This is a genomic window from Pusillimonas caeni, assembly GCF_003545815.1.
Classification (GTDB): domain Bacteria; phylum Pseudomonadota; class Gammaproteobacteria; order Burkholderiales; family Burkholderiaceae_B; genus Pusillimonas; species Pusillimonas caeni.
Map to the genome: position 1 here is coordinate 279,074 of NZ_PDUW01000002.1, position 22,023 is coordinate 301,096.

18 protein-coding genes and 1 pseudogene are annotated in these 22,023 nt (G+C 66.1%); 15 read left to right on the forward strand and 4 right to left on the reverse strand.

Going from position 1 to position 22,023, the window contains the following annotated elements:
* Positions 1 to 44 precede the first annotated feature (44 nt).
* Positions 45 to 752 carry a TetR/AcrR family transcriptional regulator gene (locus CSC67_RS05020; protein ID WP_118993428.1) on the reverse strand — a complete coding sequence of 236 codons (708 nt, stop codon included), beginning with the start codon at positions 750 to 752 and terminating at the stop codon, positions 45 to 47.
* Positions 753 to 967: 215 nt separating this feature from the next.
* Here CSC67_RS05020 and CSC67_RS05025 point away from each other — a divergent pair, with 215 nt between their 5' ends.
* Positions 968 to 1,966 carry an ABC transporter substrate-binding protein gene (locus CSC67_RS05025; RefSeq protein WP_118993429.1) on the forward strand — a complete coding sequence of 333 codons (999 nt, stop codon included), beginning with the start codon at positions 968 to 970 and terminating at the stop codon, positions 1,964 to 1,966.
* A gap of 24 nt (positions 1,967 to 1,990) precedes the next feature.
* On the opposite strand, the gene ada is transcribed toward CSC67_RS05025, so the two are convergent.
* Positions 1,991 to 3,079, reverse strand: a complete 1,089-nt coding sequence (gene ada / locus CSC67_RS05030) for a bifunctional DNA-binding transcriptional regulator/O6-methylguanine-DNA methyltransferase Ada (protein WP_245220127.1) — start codon at positions 3,077 to 3,079, stop codon at positions 1,991 to 1,993.
* 184 nt (positions 3,080 to 3,263) lie between these two features.
* On the opposite strand from ada, the gene ppc reads away from it, so the two are divergent.
* On the forward strand, positions 3,264 to 6,137 hold the full coding sequence (gene ppc / locus CSC67_RS05035; protein WP_118993431.1) for a phosphoenolpyruvate carboxylase: 2,874 nt from the start codon (positions 3,264 to 3,266) through the stop codon (positions 6,135 to 6,137).
* 65 nt (positions 6,138 to 6,202) lie between these two features.
* Here the strand turns inward: ppc and CSC67_RS05040 are convergent, their stop codons facing one another.
* Entirely contained in the window at positions 6,203 to 7,513 is a 1,311-nt protein-coding gene (locus CSC67_RS05040; RefSeq protein WP_118993432.1) for a short-chain fatty acid transporter, read from the reverse strand.
* A gap of 97 nt (positions 7,514 to 7,610) precedes the next feature.
* Here CSC67_RS05040 and CSC67_RS05045 point away from each other — a divergent pair, with 97 nt between their 5' ends.
* Positions 7,611 to 8,171, forward strand: a complete 561-nt coding sequence (locus CSC67_RS05045) for an MgtC/SapB family protein (protein ID WP_118993433.1) — start codon at positions 7,611 to 7,613, stop codon at positions 8,169 to 8,171.
* Here CSC67_RS05045 and CSC67_RS05050 read toward each other — a convergent pair.
* Complete coding sequence (locus CSC67_RS05050; RefSeq protein WP_118993434.1) at positions 8,160 to 9,095, reverse strand: LysR family transcriptional regulator; 936 nt, start codon at positions 9,093 to 9,095, stop codon at positions 8,160 to 8,162. The two genes, CSC67_RS05045 and CSC67_RS05050, sit on opposite strands and share 12 nt — an antisense overlap.
* Positions 9,096 to 9,211: 116 nt before the next feature.
* Here CSC67_RS05050 and mdcA point away from each other — a divergent pair, with 116 nt between their 5' ends.
* The 12 genes and pseudogenes from mdcA to CSC67_RS05105 all read left to right on the forward strand — a co-directional run bounded on the left by mdcA (position 9,212) and on the right by CSC67_RS05105 (position 22,020).
* A complete protein-coding gene (mdcA, locus tag CSC67_RS05055) occupies positions 9,212 to 10,867 on the forward strand; it encodes a malonate decarboxylase subunit alpha (protein WP_209304270.1) in 1,656 nt (551 codons plus the stop codon).
* The gene (locus CSC67_RS05060; RefSeq protein ID WP_245220128.1) at positions 10,867 to 11,796 is read left to right on the forward strand and encodes a triphosphoribosyl-dephospho-CoA synthase; all 930 of its coding nucleotides are present in this window, start codon (positions 10,867 to 10,869) and stop codon (positions 11,794 to 11,796) included. The genes mdcA and CSC67_RS05060 overlap by 1 nt, the downstream gene beginning before the upstream one ends.
* Positions 11,797 to 11,850: 54 nt before the next feature.
* Positions 11,851 to 12,153 carry a malonate decarboxylase subunit delta gene (locus CSC67_RS05065; protein WP_118993437.1) on the forward strand — a complete coding sequence of 101 codons (303 nt, stop codon included), beginning with the start codon at positions 11,851 to 11,853 and terminating at the stop codon, positions 12,151 to 12,153.
* Positions 12,154 to 12,174: 21 nt separating this feature from the next.
* A pseudogene (locus CSC67_RS21500) lies at positions 12,175 to 12,984 on the forward strand (biotin-independent malonate decarboxylase subunit beta); the annotation flags it as partial.
* Positions 12,985 to 13,128: 144 nt separating this feature from the next.
* Positions 13,129 to 13,929, forward strand: coding sequence for a biotin-independent malonate decarboxylase subunit gamma (gene mdcE, locus CSC67_RS21505; protein ID WP_425337631.1), 801 nt, complete (start codon positions 13,129 to 13,131; stop codon positions 13,927 to 13,929).
* A complete protein-coding gene (locus CSC67_RS05075) occupies positions 13,926 to 14,780 on the forward strand; it encodes a phosphoribosyl-dephospho-CoA transferase MdcG domain-containing protein (protein WP_118993439.1) in 855 nt (284 codons plus the stop codon). The genes mdcE and CSC67_RS05075 overlap by 4 nt, the downstream gene beginning before the upstream one ends.
* Positions 14,777 to 15,715 carry a malonate decarboxylase subunit epsilon gene (gene mdcH / locus CSC67_RS05080; protein WP_118993440.1) on the forward strand — a complete coding sequence of 313 codons (939 nt, stop codon included), beginning with the start codon at positions 14,777 to 14,779 and terminating at the stop codon, positions 15,713 to 15,715. Before CSC67_RS05075 ends, mdcH begins: the two co-directional genes overlap by 4 nt.
* A gap of 139 nt (positions 15,716 to 15,854) precedes the next feature.
* Complete coding sequence (locus CSC67_RS05085; RefSeq protein WP_118993441.1) at positions 15,855 to 16,910, forward strand: XdhC family protein; 1,056 nt, start codon at positions 15,855 to 15,857, stop codon at positions 16,908 to 16,910.
* A gap of 350 nt (positions 16,911 to 17,260) precedes the next feature.
* Positions 17,261 to 18,478, forward strand: coding sequence for an ABC transporter substrate-binding protein (locus CSC67_RS05090; RefSeq protein WP_413817075.1), 1,218 nt, complete (start codon positions 17,261 to 17,263; stop codon positions 18,476 to 18,478).
* 115 nt (positions 18,479 to 18,593) lie between these two features.
* Positions 18,594 to 20,513, forward strand: a complete 1,920-nt coding sequence (locus tag CSC67_RS05095) for an ABC transporter permease (protein ID WP_118993442.1) — start codon at positions 18,594 to 18,596, stop codon at positions 20,511 to 20,513.
* A complete protein-coding gene (locus tag CSC67_RS05100) occupies positions 20,510 to 21,289 on the forward strand; it encodes an ABC transporter ATP-binding protein (RefSeq protein ID WP_118993443.1) in 780 nt (259 codons plus the stop codon). Before CSC67_RS05095 ends, CSC67_RS05100 begins: the two co-directional genes overlap by 4 nt.
* Positions 21,289 to 22,020 (forward strand): ABC transporter ATP-binding protein, encoded by a 732-nt coding sequence (locus tag CSC67_RS05105; RefSeq protein WP_118993821.1) that lies wholly within the window; start codon positions 21,289 to 21,291, stop codon positions 22,018 to 22,020. Before CSC67_RS05100 ends, CSC67_RS05105 begins: the two co-directional genes overlap by 1 nt.
* The last annotated feature ends 3 nt before the right edge of the window (positions 22,021 to 22,023 follow it).

Consider the following 22,023-nt stretch of genomic DNA (forward strand, 5'->3'; position numbering starts at 1 on the left):
GGCGATCAAGGGCATGTCGCCCGATTAATTCACGATAGAGCGAATTATCGACCCGAGCGCCGGCTCTTGTCAACGACGGAAGGCGTCGCGGGGGCTCCGGCCGAGATGCCATGCAGGATGAGGTCGGTCACGAAGGAGACATAGCGCGACTTGAGTTCATCGATGTCGGCGTTCTCGCCGAAGAGTTCATGCAGCAGGGGTTTCGCGGCCACGAAGAACTCCGTCAGCCCGATCATGGCGACATGGAGAAAGCGTGGGTCGATGGGCCGCACCGGGCGCGAGGGCTGGTCGTGCAGCAAGGAAACGGTCAGGCGCATGCCGCGCGTTGCGATCTGGCCGAGCAGGTCCTCGCCGTCGCCGTCGTTGCCCTGGCCGTAGATCTTGTCCAATACCAGCCGATGGAAATGAGGGTTCGAATGAATCAGGTCGATCATGCTTTGCAGGCGGCCGGCCAGCTTGTCTTCCAGCGGCGCGCTGCTTTCCATGGTGGAACGGGCCGATTCCTGCCCCTGGTCGACCAGCTGCTTCACCACTTCGCGCAGCAGCTTGTCCTTGTTGCCGAAGTAATAGCGTATGAGGGCGGGGTGGACGCCCGCCCTGGCCGCCACGCCGGCCAGGGTCAGCGATTCGGGCGAAGAAACGCGCAGCTCTTCGATGGCTGCCGCCAGCAGCGCTTCGCGCCCGACCGTATCGTCGGCGTCGGGGCGGCCCTTGGCCCGGGAGTTGGACTTTTTGGAGGTGGCTGCGCTCATGGTGTATCGATATGTCGGAAGCGGCGGCCGGCCTTTTAAGCCTCGGCCGCACTAGGGGTTTGTACGGATCAGGCCCTATTGTGAGCCTCGCGGCATGGACTCGCAAATATTATCTCCATATAATTCACGTTGAAGTGAATTAAATATGGACACTGCGGCCCGCCGGCCAGAACGCGGAATGCAGCCACGCAAACAGAGCACATACGGGGACACCTATGAAGCACATCACACACGCGTTAAGCCGGTTTCTCAAGGCCGCCGCCCTGGCGTCGGCGGCATCGCTGGCCCTCGGCAACGCCCACGCCCAGGAAAAGCCTTTTGAAATTACCTATCTGCTGCCGGCTCCGGCCAACGCGATCGCGTTTGCGCCGCTGATGCTGGCCCAGCACAAGAACTACTATGCCGACGCCGGCCTGCAGGTCAAGTTCGTCTCGGTCAAGGGCGGGGCGGACGTCGGCAAGCAGCTGGGAGCCGGCAACGGCCAACTGGGCGGCGCCCTGGGCGATACGCCCATCATCCTGCGCCAGAACGGCATCCCGGTCAAAGGCGTCGCGCTGCTGGGAGGCAAGGCGCTGCATCAGCTCATGACGCGCACCGATCGCAACATCGGCGGCCCCGCCGACCTGAAGGGCAAGACGCTTACCGTCATGTCCTACCAGGACACTTCCTTCTATGCCACGCTGGCGGTGCTGGCCAAGGCCAAGCTCACGCGCGAAGACGCCAACGTCCAGGCAGCCGGCCCCACCGGCATCTGGCAGCTGGTGGCCAACGGCAATGCCGACGGCATGGTCGGGGCGCCCGAGATGGGCGCGGTGGCCGAAGAAGCGGGCGCCCGGCTCAAATGGGAGTCCACCGGCGAGTTCTTCCCCGGCATGGCGCAGGCCGTACTGGCGTCCGACGACATGATCAAGCAGCATCCCGAAGTCATCCGCAAGTTCGTCGCGGCTACGCTCAAGTCGCTGGCCGAAGTGCAGAACGACCCCCAAGCCGCCGCCAAGGCGTATATCGAGGCCCAGCCGGTGTACAAAGGCCGTGAAGACATGGTCGGCAAGGTCCTGGCCTACTATGCCAAAAACGTTTATCCGGGCCAGAAGGTGCCGGGCCAGTTCGACGCCGAGCGCGTCGCGGCCTTGCAGGAGTTCTACCTGCAGCAGGGCATCATCGAAAAGAAACTCGACTCGAAAGACGTCTTTACCAACGAGTTCGTGCAATAGAAGGGACGCCGTCCCGTGCCCGGGTCAAGAAGCCTCGCGCTGCCCGGCTTCGCGGCGCAGCAGCTCGCGCTTGCGCTCGATGCCCCAGCGATAGCCGGTGAGGTCGCCGTCGCGGCGCACGACCCGGTGGCAGGGAATCGCCACCGCGATGGCGTTGGCCCCGCAGGCGCGTCCCACGGCCCGCACCGCGTTCGGCGCACCTATGCGTCGGGCAATGTCGCTGTAGCTGGCCGTATCGCCCGGCGGTATGTCGCGCAGCGCCTGCCACACCCTTTGCTGGAAGGCCGTGCCGCGTATGTCCAGGGGCAGGTCCAGGCCGATGGAGGGGGCCTCGACGAAGCCGACCACGCGGGCGACCAGCGCCTCGAAGGCCGCATCGCCGCCTACCAGCTCCGCCTTGGGGAAGCGGTCTTGCAGGTCGCGCACCAGCACCTCGGGATCGTCGTCGATGAGTATGGCGCAAATGCCGCGCTGGCTGCAGGCAACCAGAATGGCGCCCAACGAGCATTGCGCCACCGCGAAGCGGATCACCGAGCCGGCGCCGCCGCGCCGATAGTCGCCGGGACGCATGCCCAGCAGGCTGCCGGACGCCTCGTAGAAGGGACTGCTGGAATTGAAGCCGGCATCGTAGAGCGCCCGCGTGACCGAGGCGCCCGGCTCCGCCAGATGTTCGCGCAGCCTGCGGGCCCGGTGGGCGGCAGCGTAAGCCTTGGGCGTCAGGCCGGTCTCGGCCTTGAACACCCGATGAAAGTGGAAGGAGCTCATGCCCGCCTGCCGGGCCAGTGCATCCAGTGACGGCGGGGTATCGGCCGATTCGATGATCTGGCAGGCCCTGGCGATGAGCAACGCGCGATCGCCCCGGCCTTTGGCCGAAGGCGCCGCATCGCGGCGGCTGGCCCGGTAGCCGGCCGCCTCGGCTTCTTGCGGCGAAGAGAAGAACTCCACGTTTTCCCGCCTGGGCCGACGGGCCGCGGCGCCCGGCCGGGCATACACGCCGGTGCTTCGCACCGCATACACGAAGTGCGCGTCCGCGCCGGCGTCGCGCTCAACGATGGCGCGCCAGCGGGCGTCATCGGTGGCGTAGGGGCCGGGAGCCGTGTGGGTGGGTTTCATGGCGATGTGTTCCATGGCCTTGAGCTGCTCGCTGGGTTAATTGACACAGCCTTAGAGTAGTACAGGAAATCGAATCCGGATTCCGGATTCTTGCTGCCCAGTTCCATGGCCATGGCGACAATCCTGCTAAAGTTGTGGGCTGCGTCAGGCATCAGTATTCCAACTACAAAACAAGGATGGGTTCATGAGCCAGCTTCCGGCAGCAAGGTCTTTCTTTGCCGATTCAGACGTCCCGCCGCTGCGCGCCTATGTGCGGCTACTTGGCAGGACGCTGGGCGAAGTCATCAAAGAATGCGAAGGGCAACGGGCTTTCGACGTGGTCGAGAAGCTGAGGCAGGTGGCCGTGAGGCTGAGACGCGAAGGCAACGTTCGCGACGGCCGCGCCCTCGAGCGCCAGATCGCCCGCCTGACCGACGACCAGGCTACCCAGACCGCGCGCGCTTTCAGCTATTTCCTGCATCTGTCCAATATTGCCGAGGACCGCGACCAGATACAGCGCCGCCGCCGCCACGAGCTCGTCTCGCACGCGCCGGGCCGGGGCAGCCTCCAGCATACCCTGGATGTGCTGCGCGGCCGCGGGGTGGGCAAGGCGCGCATCCGCCGCTACCTGGAAACCGCCGTCATTGCGCCCGTGCTGACGGCCCATCCGACCGAGGTGCAGCGCAAAAGCACCCTGGACCTGCATCGCGCCATCGCCGAGCAGCTGGCCCTGTGCGACGAGACCTTGACCGATGCCGAAAGGCTGCACATCAGGCAGCGCCTGACCGGCCTGGTGGCCACGCTGTGGCAGACCCGCATGCTGCGCCAGCAAAAGCTGACGGTGCTCGATGAAATCGACAATGCACTGTCCTATTATCGCAGCACCTTTCTGGATGCCATTCCGCGCCTGTACCAGGACTTTGCCGACCGGCTGCAGCCGGTGCGGCGTTCCGTATTCGACGTCGAGGCGCGCATGCTGCCGCCGTTCCTGCGCATGGGAAGCTGGATAGGAGGCGATCGCGACGGCAATCCCAATGTCGATGCGGCGGCCCTGGAGCAGGCCGTGCTCAAGCAATGCGCCTGCGCCATGGAGCACTATCTGGCCGAAATCAAGGTGCTGGGCACCGAGCTTTCGCTGTCGCAGTCGCTGGCCGGGCCTTCGACGGCGCTGCAGCAGCTGGCCAGCCAAAGCGGCGACACCTCGGCGCACCGCAGCGACGAACCCTACCGCCGGGCCTGCATCCACGTCTATGCGCGCCTGGCCGCCACGGCGCAAGCCTTGCTGGGCCGTTCGCTGGCGCTGTTCCCCACCTACGCCGCGCCGGCTTACGACAACCCCGAAGCGCTGCTGCACGACCTGGACGTCATGGCCCAGTCGCTGCGGGGCCATCATGGCGCGCTCATTGCCCGCCTGCGGCTCGACGGCCTGCGCCAGGCCGTATCGGTGTTCGGTTTTCACCTGGCCACGCTCGATCTGCGGCAAAGCTCGGACGTGAATGAAAGAGTGGTTGCCGAGCTGCTTCGGGCGGCCGGCGCCAAGTGCAACGGCAAGGCCGTCGATTACGCCCGGCTGGACGAAGCCGGGCGCATCGAGCTGCTGCGCCACGAGATCCGCCAGCCCCGGCCGCTGGTGTCGCCGTGGCTGCGCTATTCCGACGAGACTGAAAAAGAGCTCGCCATATGGCGCATGGCCGCCCAGTGCCGGCGCCGCTTCGGCGAGCGCTCCATCGGCCAGGTCATCGTGTCGCATACGGAAACGCTCAGCGATTTGCTCGAAGTCTTGCTGCTGCAGCAGGAAACGGGAGTCTGCGCGCCTCCCGGCCAGGCGCGCCATGACGATGGCGGCGGCCTGATGGTGGTGCCCTTGTTCGAGACCATTCCCGACCTGGAGCGCGGGCCGGACATCATGGACGAATGGCTGGGCCTGCCCGAAGTGGCCGAGCGGGTGCGGCGCGACCAGGCCGGCGTGCAGGAGGTCATGCTGGGCTATTCGGACAGCAACAAGGACGGCGGCTACCTGACCTCGAACTGGACGCTTTATTGCGCTGAACGGCGGCTGGTCGAGGTGTTCAAGGCGCGCCGCACCCGCCTGCGCCTGTTCCATGGCCGGGGCGGTTCGGTCGGCCGCGGGGGCGGCTCCAGCTTCGACGCCATCGTGGCGCAGCCGCCCGGCACGGTCAACGGCCAGATACGCCTGACCGAGCAGGGCGAGGTCATCCAGGCCAAGTACAAGGACGTCGAAGTGGGCTCCAGCCATCTGGAGCTTCTGGTGGCGGCCACGCTGGAGGCCAGCCTGACGCCTTCCCGTTCGTCCGCGCACGACGAGGACGATTTCATGGCCCGCTTCGGCGGCGGCATGCACTATGTGTCCGAAATGGCCCAGAGCGTCTATCGCGGACTGGTCTACGAAACGCCCGGCTTTGCCGAGTATTTCTTCGCCGCCACGCCGATCCTGGAAATCGCGGGCCTGAACATCGGCTCGCGTCCGGCTGCGCGCAAGCCCGGCCAGAAGATCGAAGACCTGCGCGCCATACCGTGGGGGTTTTCGTGGGCGCAATGCCGCCTGCTGCTTCCGGGCTGGTACGGCGTCGGCACGGCCTTGTCGCACTACGTCGAGCACGGCTGCGAGAACGCTCCGGCCGGCGCCGCGCAACGGCTCGAGCTGCTGCGCGACATGGCGCGCTCGTGGCCGTTCTTCCGCACACTGCTGTCCAATATGGAGCAGGTGCTGGCCAAGGTCGACCTGAGCATTGCGCGCCGCTATGCCGACCTGGTGCCCCAGAAAGCCCTGCGCGAGCGCATATTCGGCCGTATCCAGGCGGAATTCGACCTGACCGTGGAGATGTTCCGTACCGTGACCGGCCACGAATTGCTGGCCAACGACGAAGCCCTGCGCGCGGCGCTGGACGAGCGTTTCGCCTACGTCGACCCGCTCAACCGCCTGCAGGTCGAGCTGCTGCGCCGCCTGCGCGGCAACACGCGACGCAGGCGCAGCACCGAAGCGGTCGAAAGCGAAATCCAGAGCGGCATCCACCTGACCATCAATGGAATCGCCGCGGGCCTGCGCAACTCGGGTTAGCGTCAACAGGTCCCAAGCTTGCCAATGGGGAAGCGGCGCGTCAGGTTCCGCCCCCCCGGCCGGCCTTACAAGAACGTCAGGCCCAGCGATATGATCACGCCCGAGACGAACAGCTGGATCAGGCAGAACCCCATGATGTCCTTGGCCTTCAGGCCGGCAATGGCCAGCACGGGCAAGGCCCAGAAGGGCTGCAGCATATTGGTCCAACCGTCGCCCCATGCGACGGCCATGGCTGCGCGCGGCATGTCGGCGCCCAGGGCCTGAGCCGAGGCGATGACGACGGGGCTTTGCACCGCCCATTGGCCGCCGCCCGAGGGCACGAAGATATTGACCAGGCCGGCGCTCATGAAAGTCCAGAAGGCCAGCGTCTTCTCGGTCGCCAGCGACACGATCCACTCCGACAGAGTGGCCGCCAGCCCGGATTCGATCATGATGGCCATGATGCCGGCATAGAAGGGAAACTGGATGACGATGCCGGCGCCGCCGCGTATCGCCTGGTTCAGGCTATGCAGGAAGCGCCGCGGCGTGCCATGCAGCAGGCCGGCCAGCATCAGGAAAGAGAAGTTGATGATGTTCAGATTGAGAGTGCCACTGCTGATGACGAAGTAGTGGAACATATAGGCCAGGCCGCTCAGGGCGATGATCAAGGCCAGGAGTCGGCTGTTTTCCAGCTTGTCCGCGGGCCGGTCCACTGTGCCGGCTTCTTCGTCGGGTTCGACCAGAAGCTGCGGATCGACGTAGACGCTTTCTTCGGCGCGCGGCAGCATCAGGCGGTTCACCAGCGGAACCGCGATGAACAGCGCGATCACGATGGCCACGTTGAACAAGGCGAACATGGTGTCCGACGTGGGAATAATGCCGATCTGCTCTTGCGAGAAATGCCCCTCCGTTGCAATGGTGAGCGGCACCGAGCCCGAGAGCCCGCCGTGCCACACCAGAAAGCCGGAATAGGCGCTGGCGACCAGCAGCCGGTAGTCCACGCGCACCTGGCGGGCGAGCTCTTTGGCGAACAGCGCACCGACGACCAGGCCGAAGCCCCAGTTGATCCAGCTGGCGGCCAGGGCGACCACGCTGACCAGGATGATGGCGCTGCCTGGGCCGCGCGCCAGCGAGGCCAGGCGTGTCAACAGCCTGCGTATGAGCGGCGTGCTGGCCAGCATATGGCCGGTGAGCAGCACCAGCAGCATCTGCATGGTAAAACTCATCAAGCCCCAGAAGCCGTCGCCCCAGATTTCAATGACCTGCATCGGGCCTTGCTGTTCTATCAGCATGGCAGCGGCCGCCGCTACAATGGTCAGCAGCAGAACAAAGATATATGGGTCGGGAAGATACCGCTCCACCAGCTTGACCGAACCTCGGGTAATCGCATTGAACATTGCGCGTCTCCTGTAAGCTTGCGTCTTTGTCCGCAGCGGGCGGGGCCCGTGCGGATATGTATAGTGGCTGTTATATCAAAGGAATGCCGCCCTCATTATGCACGACGCTCTTTCAATCATCTGGTCGACGCTGGCGCAGGAGTTTTCCGACGTCACCGATCTGGCCGACGCCACCCGCATCGCCGTGCGTCTGCTGATGGCCGTACTGCTGGGCGGGCTCATCGGCTACGAGCGCGAACAGCGACGCAAGGCGGCGGGCCTGCGCACCCACATGCTGGTGGCGCTCGGGGCGGCGGTGTTCGTGTTGGCCCCTGCCGAAAGCGGCATGGAAATCGCCGACATGAGCCGCGTACTGCAGGGCGTCGTGGCCGGCATAGGCTTTTTGGGCGCGGGCGCCATCATCAAGCTCGATCGGGAGGGCATCATCAAGGGCCTGACCACGGCGGCCTCGATCTGGATGGCCGCCGCCATCGGCATCACCGTGGGCCTGGGCCGCGAGATTACGGCCATCATGGCCACGGTGCTGGCCCTGTTCATCCTGATTGTGCTGCGCTGGGTCGAACAAAGCCATTACGGCCCCGGCGCGCCGGCGGCGCCGGCCTCCGGCGAGCAGGCCGAGACGATCGGCCCGGCGGACGCCGACGGTTCAGACAGATAAAGAAGGGCGCAGGTCCTTTCTCAAGCCATATGCCCGGCATTCCTGCGCCAGCGCCTGAAGGTTGGGGTCGTGCTCGCGGCTCGAGGCCAGCATCAGGGCGATGCGCTGGCGCGAACGGTACCTGGGCTGCAGCGTCTTCAGGCACACCCGGTCGCTGAAGGCCGCCACCCGTCCGGGCAGCAGGCTGCAGCCCATGCCCTGGCCCACCAGATTGATCAGCGAAAAAATATCGCCCACCTGCATCACTACGTCGGGCTCATAGCCGGCCAGCCTGAAGGTGTTGACGAAGCTTTCGGACGTGACGAAACCCGGGCCCAGCATGACGAACTTCTCTTTGCGCGCCGAGGCCAGGTCGATGTCCTTCGAAGCCGAGGCATAGCGGGAGTCGGCCGGCGCGGCAAAATACAAGGCGTCTTCGAACATGGGCACCGACAGCAGGCGAGGGTGATCCCGGGGCTCGTTGGCGCCCATGATGATGGCGTCCAGCCTGCCGTTCTGTAGCGACTCGATCAGGCCCCGGCTCGAATCCATGGACAGGTCCACGTGCAGTTCGGGCCGCCGCAGCTTCAGGCCTATGATGACCTGCGGAATGCAGTGCAGGGTCAGCGAATACAGCGAGCCGATGCGCAGCCGCGGCGTATTGACGCCGGCCATGTCCCGGACCTTGTCCAGCCCCTGGCGGCATTCGTCCAGGCAGCGCCGGGCGTGGCCGGCAAACGCATAGGCGGTATCCAGCGGCTGCAGGTTGCGGCCTTCGCGGCGGAACAGCGGGCAGCCCACCGCATCTTCCAGCGTATGCAGCGCGCGGTGAACGCTGACCGTGCTCAGCTCCATCTCTTCGGCCACGCGGGCCAGGTTGCCCAGGCGCATGAAGGCCAGGAAGATGTCGAGCTTGCGAAGGGTAAGGGCGTCTTGCGTATTCATCGGGCCTCCTGCCTTAATTATTAGCATAAGCGTAATGATTTCGCCATCGGCTTGATTGATGCGGGAGTGTCGGCGGCGCTAAGGTGAGGCGTGTCGAACCTTTCGAGGAAGCTGTCGTGAAGACCCTGCCCGAAACGCGCTGGAACCGGCGCGCCGTCGAAAAGCAGCGCCGCCTTGCGCGGGTGGCCGGCCTGGCCGAGGACGCGGTGCTGCCCGCGGGGCGCATCACCGAGGCCCTGCAGCAGTTGCTGAACCCGGGCGACAGGGTGGTGCTGGAAGGCAACAACCAGAAGCAGGCCGACTTCCTGGCGCGCGCCCTGACGCGGGCCGATCCGGGCGTGTTGCACGACCTGCACTTGATCATGCCCAGCGTCAGCCTGCCTCAGCACCTCGACCTGTTCGAGCGCGGCATCGCCCGCCGGCTGGATTTTTCCTTCGCCGGCGCGCAGAGCCTGCGCATTTCGCAGCTGCTGCAGGACGGCCGCCTCGAGATCGGCGCCATCCACACCTATGCCGAGCTGTATGCCCGGCTGTATGTCGACCTGATTCCCGACGTGGTGCTGGTGGCGGGCTATATAGCCGACCGGCAGGGCAACCTCTACACCGGCCCCAGCACCGAAGACACGCCGACCCTGGTCGAGGCGGCGGCTTTTCGCAACGGCATCGTCATCGCCCAGGTCAACCGGGTGGTGGACGATGCCGGCGAGCTGCCGCGCGTCGACGTGCCGGGATCGTGGGTCGACTTCGTGGTGCAGGCCGACAGGCCTTTCTTCATCGAGCCGCTGTTCACCCGCGATCCGCGCCTGATCAAGCCCGTGCACGTGTTGATGGCCATGATGGCCCTGCGCGGCATCTACGAGCGGCACGAGGTGCGGTCCCTGAACCACGGCATCGGCTTCAACACCGCCGCCATCGAACTCATTTTGCCCACCTACGGCGAAAGGCTGGGGCTGAAGGGCCGCATCTGCCGCAACTGGGCGCTGAATCCGCATCCCACCCTCATTCCGGCCATCGAATCGGGCTGGGTCGAAAGCGTGCATTGCTTCGGCGGCGAATCGGGCATGGAAGATTATGTGGCGGCCCGCCCCGACGTGTTCTTCACGGGGCCGGACGGCTCCATGCGCTCCAACCGCCTGCTGTGCCAGCTGGCGGGCCAATATGCGGTCGACCTGTTCATCGGTTCCACCTTGCAGATGGACAGCCTGGCCAACTCCTCCACGGTGACGAAGGGACGATTGACCGGTTTTGGCGGCGCGCCCAATATGGGCCACGACCCGGGCGGCCGGCGCCATGCCACGCCCGCCTGGCTCGATCTCATCGAAGGCCGCGACGGCCTGGTCCGGGGGCGCAAGCTGGTGGTGCAGATGGTGGAAACCTTCCAGGAGGGCGGCCGGCCCACCTTCGTCGAGACGCTCGATGCCGTGCAGGTCGGGCGGGACAGCGGCATGCCGCTGGCGCCCGTCATGATCTATGGCGACGACGTCACCCATGTGCTCACCGAAGAAGGCATCGCCTACTTGTACAAGGCGCGCTCGCTGGATGAACGCAAAGCCATGCTTGCCGCGGTGGCGGGCGTCACCCCCATCGGGATGCGCAGCAGCGCCGCCGATGTGCGGCGCTTGCGGGACGAGGGCCTCGTTGCTTTTCCCGAAGACCTCGGCGTGCGGCGGGCCGAAGCCACCCGCTCCCTGTTGGCGGCCAAGAGCGTGGCCGATCTCGTCGAATGGTCGGGCGGGCTCTATCGGCCTCCCGCCCGTTATCGGAGCTGGTGATGAAGACCCTCTTTCATCCGGACTCAACGCGGGACGAGCATGCCGATTCGGCGCTGGCCGATGCGGTGGTGCGCGCCCTGATCGAAGAAGCGGCGCTGGCGCCCAAGCCCGGCCTGGCCGACAGCCGCAGCGGCGGCGCGCATGCCGATCTCGATTTCGCCTTGATGTGCCGTTCGGCCCATGCCATGCATCCCTTCTTCCTTGCCATGGCCCGGGCCGGCGCGCGGGGGTTGGAGCTAAGAGCTTTGCGCGAACGGATCGGCCTGCTGGGGCGGCAGGCCGAGGCCGCCATGATGAAGGCGACGGGTGGCGTCAATACCCATCGGGGCGCCATCTGGGCATTGGGTCTTTTAGTTACCGCCGCGGGCCAGAGCGACGACTTGAGGCCATTCGCCGTGGCGAAGCGCGCCGGCATGCTGGCGCGCTGCCGCGATCGCGCAGCGCCCGGCCACACGGGCAACAAGGGCGAAGCGGCGCGCCGGCGCTATGGAGTAGGCGGCGCCCAGGCCCAGGCGCGGGCCGGCTTCCCGCAAGTGCTGCGAGCCGCCTTGCCGCAGCTGCGTGGATCGCGGCGGCGCGGAGACGACGAAGCGGCGGCCCGCCTGAACGCGCTGCTGGCCATCATGGCTCAGCTGGACGATACGTGCCTGCTGTCGCGCGGCGGCAGGCAAGGCCTGGCCGGCATGCAGGCCAGGGCGGCCGGAGTGCTGGCCGTCGGCGGCGCCGGGAGCCGCGACGGATGGCGCGCCCTGCTGCGGCTGAACGAATATGCCCTGGCCTATCGCCTGTCGCCTGGCGGCGCCGCCGATCTGTTGGCGGCCGCGCTGTTCCTGGACGGCCTGGAGCCCTGCCGGGATGAAATGCCAATGCTCGCCGAAACCGTGCCGTGCGCCGATTGTTTATCGACCGGAGACAGGGCGCGGAGTTGAAGGCGACGAGATGCAGGGCAACGATAAAGGACGTCAACAAGCCAGGAAAGAATTATGGAAACCATGTCATTCAGTTATGCCGCCCGCGGGGCGGCAAAGGGCCGGGCGGTCGTCGGTGTAGTGGCCTCGGGCGACCTGCAGGTGCTGCTCGAGCCGGCTGCCGAACGCACTGAGATTCACGTCACCACCTCCGTGAACGGCAAGGCGGCCGTATGGTCGGCCCTGCTGGAGCGAGTCTTCGCCGCGGCCGAGTTGCCCGCGGCCCGCCTCGACATCGACGACTGCGGCGCCACGCCCGGCGTCGTGCGCCTGCGCATCGAGCAGGCGTTCGAAGAGGCGGGCGCGGCATTGCTTTAATCAAAGACAGAAGGCGAGTCCATGACTACATTCTTGCTGCAGCGGGAAAGCTTCATCGAACTGGACGCCCGGGCACGGGCCTTGGCTCTGCTCGATGCGCATAGCGCCCGCGAATTGCTCGGCCCTTTCGACCGCATCAAGTCGCCCTGGCTGCCCTTGCAGGGCATCGTCGCCCAGGCCGATGACGGCGTGGTGGCGGCCAAGGGCTGTATCGACGGCCGGCCCGCCGTGGTGCTGGCGATAGACGGCGGCTACCAGGGCGGCAGCATGGGCGAGGTCGGGGGCGCGAAAATCGCCGCGGCGCTCGAGCTGGCCATCGAGGACAATGTGCGCGGCACGCCCACCTGCGCGGTGCTGCTGCTGGAAACAGGCGGGGTCAGGCTGCAGGAGGCCAATCTGGGGCTGGCGGCGATTGCCGACATCCACGCCGCCCTGGTCGAACTGCGGCGCCACCAGCCGGTGGTGGGCATTATCGCGGGCCCGGTGGGCTGCTATGGCGGCATGGGCATCGCCGCCGGCCTGTGCAGCTACCTCATCGTCACGCGCGAGGCGCGGCTGGGTCTGAACGGGCCGGCCGTCATCGAGCAGGAGGCCGGCATCGACGAGCTCGACTCCCACGACAAGCCCTTCATCTGGAGCCTGACGGGCGGCGAGCAGCGCCATGGCGCAGGCCTGGCCGAAGAGTTCGCCGCGGACGACGTGGCCCAGGTGCGCGACAGGCTGCTTGCCTGCCTGCAACGCGGCGTGCCCGCCAGCCACCGCAGCCAGCGCTGCGATGGCTTCATGGACATGCTGGCGCGTATCGAGCCCGAGCCCATGCCCGACCCGGCCGAGATGCGCGGCATGGTCCGTGAAGCCTTGGATGCGGCGCCGGGCACGGAACAGGCCGTTGGGCGGCAGCCGGTATGGGAACAGGGCGGCGTTCCCGCTTCGCGCGGGGCGGCCTGGCTGGCTGGCCTGACGGGCAATGCGCCCATGCTTGCCGGCTTTCCCGCCACGGTGCGCGTGGTCGACGCGCCGCTGGGAGAAGAGCCGGCGCGCTACATCGCCGTCGTTCCAGACGGCGGCAATCGTTTTCCCCGCGTGCGCAATGGCGAGATGGGGCTCGAAGAGGGCTGGCATCTGGCTCGCGCCATCAGACAGTGCTGCGGGCAGGACGCGGCGAACGAAAACGACGGCGGCGCGCCTGCGCATCGTCCCGGCGGCGGGATTGCCGCGCGGCGCCGTCCCATCGTCGCCGTGCTGGACGTGCCCAGCCAGGCTTACGGCCGGCTCGAAGAGGGCCTGGGCCTGCATCAGGCGCTGGCGGCCGTCGCCGACGCGGGCGCTGAAGCCCGGCTAGCCGGCCATCCGTTCATCGGCCTGATCGTGGGCAAGGCCATATCAGGCGGCTTCCTTGCCCTGGGCTGCCAGGCCAATCGCCTGATCGCCCTGCGCGACCCGGGCGTGCAGGTACACGCCATGGGCAAGGCATCGGCCGCGCGCATCACCCAGCGCACGGTCGAGCAGCTGGAGGCGCTGGCCGCCGCCATTCCCCCCATGGCCTATGACATCGACCACTACGCCAGCCTGGGCATGCTGTGGCAGACCATGCAGGCCCGGGACGCCGACCGGCCCACCGCCGCCGACCTGAGCGCCGCGCAAGCCTTGTTGCGCGAAGCCGTGGCCGACATCCGGGCCGATCCTCGGCGCGACCTTTCCAGCCGTCTCGCGGGCGAAAACCGCCGCGCCTCGCGCCGCGTCCGCGAGCGCATGCGCGAACTTTGGGGCGGATGATGGCCGGTCCATGCGACCTCGGCCCGCACGATCTCGTCTGGGTGGCCGACCCGGCGGCCCTGCATTGGCGCGGCGGCATGCCCGACTGGTGCGCGCAATGGCTGCGATCGAGCGCGCCCACGCCGGTGGTGCTGCGCCGCGAAGACATCGACGACGAAAGCCTGTTGCCCGTGGGCATACGCGGTACCCAGCGGCACGAGCGCCAGGCCGCGTATCTCGAACGATGCGCGATTGCACGGGTCATACGGCCGGAGGAACTTGTATCGTCTGCGGAGGAACTCGTATCGCCGGAGCGGGCAGCCTGGCTGCGAAACGCTCCTCGAGTAGTCCGGCCACAGGAGCTGACACAGAACGAGAAGGCGGCAATGCATCCAGGGCGGATCGGGCCCAAGCAGACAAGCCATGACTCCGCAGCGATGGTTCTTGGCCCTGACCCATATGCCGCACTGCTCGATGTCTTTCCGGCCATGGCCGGCATCGGCCTGCCCTGGGGGCCGACCGGCGGTCTGGGATTTGCGCTCGCCACCGGCCTTCCCGTGCTGCACGAAGGCAGCGATATCGATCTTCTCGTGCGCGCCCCGGCGCCCTTGAGCCAAGAGCAGGTGCTGGCTCTGGCGGCTGTCGTCGAGCGCTCGGAACGGCCTGTCGACCTGCAGATCGATACCGGCCGGGGAGGCTTCTCGTTCAAAGAGTGGGCCGGCTGCGTTCCGCAGCGGGCCGGGCCGCCACATGGCCGTGGCGGGCGGCGTCGGGTGCTGTTGAAAACCGGAGCCGGGCCGGTGCTGGTCCAAGACCCCTGGCGGCCGGGGACGCATGCTTTCCCCGGCGATCCGCCGAGCAATGTGCTGTGAGCGTGCTCTTTACCTTCCCCGGCCAGGGTTCGCAGCGCGCCGGCATGCTGAATCGCCTGGCCGCCCTGCCCGAAGCGCTGCCCGTCATCGAGGCGGCCAGCCGAACGCTGGGTGAAGACGTATTGTCATGGGATACTTCCGAGGCCCTGCGTTCGACCGTTGCCGCACAGATCTGCCTGTTGACCGCCGGGGTTGCCATGGCCGCCGTCCTGACTCGGCGCGGCGCGCCGCCCGACATGCTGGCGGGTCTTTCGATAGGCGCCTACCCCGCCGCCGTCGTGGCGGGCGTGCTGGGATTCGAGGATGCCGTGCGTCTCGTTCGCCTGCGTGCCAATCTCATGCAAAGCCGCTTTCCGTCCGGCTACGGCATGGTGGCCGTCAGCGGCCTGGAGGCCCGCATGCTGCAGCCGCTCGTCGACGCGGTGCACAAGCCGGGCGAGCCGGTTTATCTCGCCAATTTCAATGCGCCCGCGCAGCTCGTCATTTCCGGCAGCAATGCCGCGCTTCAGCAGGTGGTCGCGCTGGCCTTGAAGAAAGGGGCCGCCAGGGCCATCCGCATCGACATTGCCGTGCCTTCGCATTGCCCCCTGTTCGATGAAGATGCGCAAGCCTTGCAGCTGGCGTTCGATGAAGTGGCCGTTCGCGATCCCACGCTCGAATACCTGAGCGCCAGCCGCGCCCGCGTCCTGTGGGACGGGCGAGAAATTGCCCACGATCTGGCGTACAACCTGGCGCGGCCGGTGCTCTGGCACGATACCGCGCGTCTGGCCTGGGAGCGCGGTGCGCGCCTGGCGGTGGAGATGCCCAGCGGTTCGGTGCTGAGCGGGCTGACCGCGCCCGTGTTCGCAGGCGGACGGGTCGCCTGCAGCGACAACCACCGCCCCGACAGCCTGGCAGCCCTGATCCGCCGCGCGCGACAATGGATTCCAGACTGATCGGCCCCGGCGGCCGGGAACCTGGCCCCGTGCACCGGACGGCGCCGGCGTAGTCCATCGCCGAGTCCCGGCGGCGGCATAAAACATGCTTGGAAACCCGGAAGCTCTTATACTAAGAAGGTAGAAACCGGTTTCAGCCATGGACAATCTCGATCTCGTCGTATTGCGCGCTTTGCACGATTGGCGTCAGAAAGGCCGCCGCGCCTTGCTGGCCACCGTGGTGCGCACCTGGGGCTCGTCGCCGCGCCCCATCGGTTCCATCATGGCCTTGTGCGAAGACGGTACCGTGGTGGGCTCCGTATCGGGCGGCTGCATCGAAGACGATCTCATCTACCGTTTCACCCACGCCTATTCCGGCAAAGGCGAAGGCGGCGACATCCCGCAGGGCGCGCCCCAGTTCCTCAAATATGGCATTCGGGCCGACGAGGCCCATCGCTTCGGCCTGCCCTGTGGCGGCACCCTGGAACTGCTGCTGGAATTCGACCCGGAGCCCGAGCTGCTCGGCCGGCTCGTGGCCCAGCTCGAAAGCGGCAAGCTCATGCAGCGCGAAGTGCGGCTGGCCGACGGCAAGGTCTCGCTGCGCACGGCCGAGCAGCCGTCCGAGCTGAGCGTTTCCGACACCACGCTTTGCAACAACTTCGGCCCCGAATACCGCATGCTGCTCATAGGCGCGGGCCAATTGGCCGAATACCTGGCCACCATGGCGCTGTTCAACGGGTTCACCGTCACGGTGTGCGACCCGCGCGAAGAGTACCGGGGCAATTGGTCGGTCGAGGGCGCCGAGATCACCGCCGAGATGCCTGACGACGTGGTGCGCGAATTCCGAGCCGACCGCCGCTCTGCCATCATCGCGCTCACCCACGACCCCAAGCTGGACGACCTGGCCCTGCTCGAGGCCCTGGAAACCGAGGCTTTCTACATCGGCGCCATCGGCTCGCGCAGCAACAACAACCTGCGCCGCGAACGCCTCATCGAGTATTTCGACCAGACTGAAGAGTCGTTGGCCCGCCTGCGCGGCCCCATAGGCATCTTCATCGGCAGCAAGACCCCTTCCGAAATCGCCGTCAGCATCATGGCCGAGGTGCTGGCCGTCAAGAACGGCGTCACCCTGCCGCGCGACATGGACGTTGCCGCGGCCAAGAACAGCATGGGCGTGCCGCCCAACGACACCGATCTGGTTTGTTCCATTAATTAAAGTGCTTCATGTCGTAATGGGCGGCATGATTGCAGTGCATCGCTGTGTTCAATGCCTTCACGAAAGTCTCTCCTGGGCGCCCCGGGTTGGTGCCTTGCATAGTGCACGGACAGGATTACGCACCAACCCCCTGCAATAGTTACGTTTAGTTACAAGCCACACAAAAAAAACCGGGATATAAGGGCTTACCCACATTGCGCCCGCAAAAATATTCCCTTAGTATTTTCCCAACAATTTAGTGATCACTACATTTAAATTAAGTGTTGGCTACATTTTCAGGGCGAGATCGCGGTAGCCGTCCTCCGAAGAATAAACCCCTAACACCCGATGAAATGTCCTGGGAGACACCTATGAAGTCATGGAAATTTTTGGCCGTCGCGGCGGCGGTATCGATCGGAATGGCTGGTCTGGCCGGGCAGGCGCAGGCGAAGGACGACGACGTCATCCTGATCGGCGAAATCAACAGCTACAAGGCCCTGCCGGCAAATATGGGCCCTTATAAAAAGGGTTGGGAGCTCGCTCAAGAGCAAATCAACGCGGCCGGCGGCGTGCTGGGTAAAAAGCTGCAAACCATCTTCCGCGACGATAACGCCAATGCGGGCGAGGCCGTGCGCATCGCCGAAGAGCTCGTGTCGCGCGAGGGGGTGGACTTCCTCACCGGCGTCACCCTGTCACACGTCGGCCTGGCGGTGGCCGACTACGCCAAGCAGCGCAAGATGTTCTTCCTGGCGTCCGGCCCGCTGTCCGACAAGGTCATCTGGCAGAACGGCAATCGCTACACCTATCGCATGCGCTATGGCACCCACCAGCTCTCCGCTTCGGTGGCCCCCGCCGCCGCCAAGCTCAATTTGAAGCGCTGGGCTCTCATCTATCCCAATTATGAATACGGCCAGGCCGCCGTCCAGGCTTTCAAGGCCGAGCTGAAGAAGCTGCAGCCCGACGTCGAATTCGTGGCCGAACAGGCGCCGCCCTTCGGCAAGCTCGATGCCGGCCCGGTGGTGCAGGCGCTCGAAGACGCCAAGCCCGATGCCATCTTCAACGTGCTGTTCGGGCCCGACCTGACCAAGTTCGCGCGCGAAGGCAAGACCCGCGGCCTGTTCAAAGACCGCGAAGTCGTCAGCCTGCTGACCGGCGAGCCCGAGTATCTCGACCCCCTGCGCAGCGACGCGCCCGACGGCTGGATCGTCACCGGCTATCCCTACACCAGCATCGATACGCCCGAGCACAATGCCTTCAAGAAGGCCTACGAAGACAAGTACGGCGAGTATCCGCGCCTGAACTCCGTGGTGGCCTATGCCACTGTCCAGGCCATTGCGGCGGGTATCAAGAAGGCCGGTTCGACCGATACCGAAGCCCTCATCAAGGCGTTCAAGGGACTGGAGTTCGATTCGCCTTTCGGCCATCATCACTTCCGTGAAATCGACAACCAGTCCACCTTCGGCCTGCATGTCGGCCGCCTCGTCAACAAGGACGGCAAGAAAGGTTCCATGCCCACGGGCGAATACATGGACGGCGGCGAGCTGCTGCCCAGCGACGAAGAAGTCAAGGCGTTGCGCAAGGCCGATTGATCGCGGCCGGCCGCCGCCCGGCGGCCACGTTTCAAAAACGGCAAACGCGCCGGCCGCAAGGCCGGCGTCGCCGCCGTCGTTCCTACAGCTTCATCCATATCTATAGCGGGTCGTCATGGACATCTCCGGTTTCATCGTACAGCTGCTCAACGGCCTGGCCGGCGCTTCGTCGCTGTTCCTGGTCGCCGCGGGCCTGTCGCTTATCTTCGGTGTCACGCGCATCGTCAACTTCGCCCACGGGTCGTTCTACATGGTCGGCATCTATGTCGCCTATTCGCTCGTGCTCACGTTCGAGGACACCCTGGGGTTCTGGCCCGCCATCCTGCTTGCCGCCATCGCGGTGGGCATATTGGGCGCCCTGATCGAAATGCTGCTGCTGCGCCGCATCTACCATGCGCCCGAACTGTTCCAGCTGCTGGCCACCTTCGCGGTGGCCTTGGTGCTGCGCGACGTCGTGCTGTGGTACTGGGGGCCCGAAGAGCTGCTGGGTCCCAGGGCGCCGGGCCTGGAAGGCGCCATCGAGATCCTGGGCCGCCAGTTTCCCACCTATGACCTGTTCCTGATCGCCGCCGGCCCCGTCGTGCTGGGCCTGCTGTGGCTGCTGCTGACCCGCACGCATTGGGGCACGCTGGTGCGCGCCGCCACGCAGGACCGCGGCATGGTCAGCGCACTGGGCGTCAATCAGGCCTGGCTCTTCACGGCCGTGTTCGCCCTGGGGGCGATGCTGGCCGCGCTGGGCGGCGCGCTGCAATTGCCGCGCGAACCGGCCAACCTCGAAATGGACATCCACATCATCGGCGCGGCCTTCGTCATCGTGGTGGTGGGCGGCATGGGCTCGATTCCCGGCGCCTACGTCGCCGCGCTGCTCATCGCCGAGCTCAAGGCCCTCTGTGTGTGGCTGGGCGTGGTCGAGATCATGGGCGTCGGCATCTCCTTCACCAAGCTCACCCTGGTGGTCGAGTTCCTGGTCATGGCGGTGGTGCTCATCCTGCGTCCCTGGGGCCTGTTCGGCCGGCCGCAGCCTCCCGGCCACAAGAACAGCCAGGGCGAGAAGCCGCTGGTTCCGGCCAGCGTCCGGTTCAAGATCGGCATGGGCATCTTCGCGCTGTTCCTCGTGGCGCTGCCGATACTGACCATCGATTCGCCCTACGTCACCGTGCTGCTCATCGACCTGCTGGTCGCCTCGCTGTTCGCCGTCAGCCTGCACTTCATCATGGGACCGGGGGGCATGCACTCGTTCGGGCATGCCGCCTACTTCGGCCTGGGCGCCTACGGGGCCGCCCTGCTGGTGCGCCAGCTCGGCCTGCCGATGGAGGCCTCGCTCGTTCTCGCGCCGCTGGTCGCCGCGGTGGGCGCCATCATTTACGGCTGGTTCTGCGTGCGGCTGTCGGGCGTATATCTGGCCATGCTGACGCTGGCCGTGGCGCAGATCACCTGGGCCATCGTCTTCCAGTGGGACGACTTCACTGGCGGCAGCAACGGCCTCACCGGCGTGTGGCCCGCGGCCTGGCTGGCGGACAAGACCGTCTATTACTACCTGACGCTGGTGCTGGTCATCGCCGGCATCCTGTGGCTGCGCCGGGTGCTGTTCTCGCCCTTCGGCTACGCCATGCGGGCGGGACGCGACTCCTTCCTGCGCGCCGACGCCATCGGCATCAACGTCAAGCGCATCCATTGGTACGGCTTCATCCTGGCCGGCGCGGTCGCCGGCCTGGCGGGGGCGCTGTTCGCCTTCTCCAAGGGCAGCATCGCGCCCGAGACCCTGCACGTGAACAAATCCATCGACGGCCTGGTCATGGTGCTGCTGGGCGGCATGCAAACCCTCGTCGGCCCGGTCGTGGGCGCCGTCTCGTTCACCTGGCTGCATGACGTCGTGGCCCGCAACACCGATTTCTGGCGCGCCATGCTGGGCGGCATCATCCTGCTGCTCGTGCTGCTCTTCCCGCAGGGCATTGCCGGCACCATCAAACAGCTCTACGACGGCCTGGCCGGCAAGAAGATCGATCGCGTGGGCGCGAAAGGAGTGCAACTATGAGCCTGCTCAACGTATCCGGACTGGGCAAGTCCTTCGGCGGCGTCAAGGCCGTCGACGAGATCAGCTTCGACCTGGCCGCGGGCGAGCTGCTGGCCCTCATCGGACCCAACGGCGCCGGCAAGTCCACCACCTTCAACATGGTCAACGGCCAGCTGCGCGCCGACCGGGGCTCCATCAAGCTTGACGGCCACGAGCTGATCGGCCTGCCTCCGCGCGACATCTGGAAGCTGGGCGTGGGCCGCACCTTCCAGATCGCCGAGACCTTCGGCTCTTTGACGGTGGTCGAGAACGTGCAGATGGCCCTGCTTTCGGCGGACGGCAAGCTGCTGGCCACCTGGCGCAAGGCGGCCGGCCACAAGCGCGACGAAGCCATCGAGCTGCTGGAAAAAGTCGGCATGGCGCAGCAGGCCGACCGGCCCTGCGCCGATCTGGCCTATGGCGACGTCAAGCGCGTCGAGCTGGCCATCGCCATCGCCAACAATCCCAAGCTGCTGCTTATGGACGAGCCCACCGCCGGCATGGCGCCCAAAGAGCGCAACGAGCTCATGGCGCTGACCAAGAAGCTGGTGGTCGAACGCAACATGGCCGTGCTGTTCACCGAGCACAGCATGGACGTGGTGTTCGCCTACGCCGACCGCATGATCGTCCTGGCGCGCGGGCGGCTCATCGCCGAAGGCAAGCCGCTCGAGATCCGCGACCATCCCAAGGTGCAGGAGGTCTATTTCGGCAGCGGCAAGACATTCGAGAAAAAAGCGGCAGACAAGGAGCTTGCATGATGAACACGGCGACGCAGACATTGCTGGATGCCAAGGGCCTGCGGGCCTGGTACGGCGCCGCCCAGATTCTGTTCGATCTCGACCTGCAGGTGGGTCGCGGCGAAGTCGTGGCCCTGATGGGCCGCAACGGCGCCGGAAAATCCACCACCCTCAAGGCCATCATGGGCATGCTGGACAAGCGCCGCGGCGACATCCATTTCCTGGGGCACGACATTTCACGCAGCGAGCCTTATCAGGCCGCGCGGCTCGGGCTGGCTTTCGTGCCCGAAGACCGCCGCGTCTTCACCGACCTGACCGTCATGGAGAATCTCGCGGTGGGCCGCCAGCCCCCGCGTGGCGATGGCCAGGGCGCGCCCGAATGGACGCCCGAGCGCCTGTTCAAGCTGTTTCCCAACCTGGGCGAGATGCCGCAGCGGCCGGGCGGCCGCATGAGCGGCGGCGAGCAGCAGATGCTGACCGTGGCGCGGGCGCTGATGGGCAACCCCTATCTCGTGCTGCTGGACGAGCCTTCGGAAGGCGTGGCCCCCGTCATCGTCGAGCAGATGGCCAACATGATCCTCGAGCTCAAGGCCAGCGGGGTCAGCATCCTGCTGTCCGAGCAGAACATGCATTTTGCCGAACTGGTGTCCGACCGGGCCTATGTGCTTGAAAAAGGTCAGATCCGCTATCACGCCACCATGCAGGAACTGGCCGACAACGAAGAAGTGCGCCGCGCCTACCTCAGCGTCTAGGCC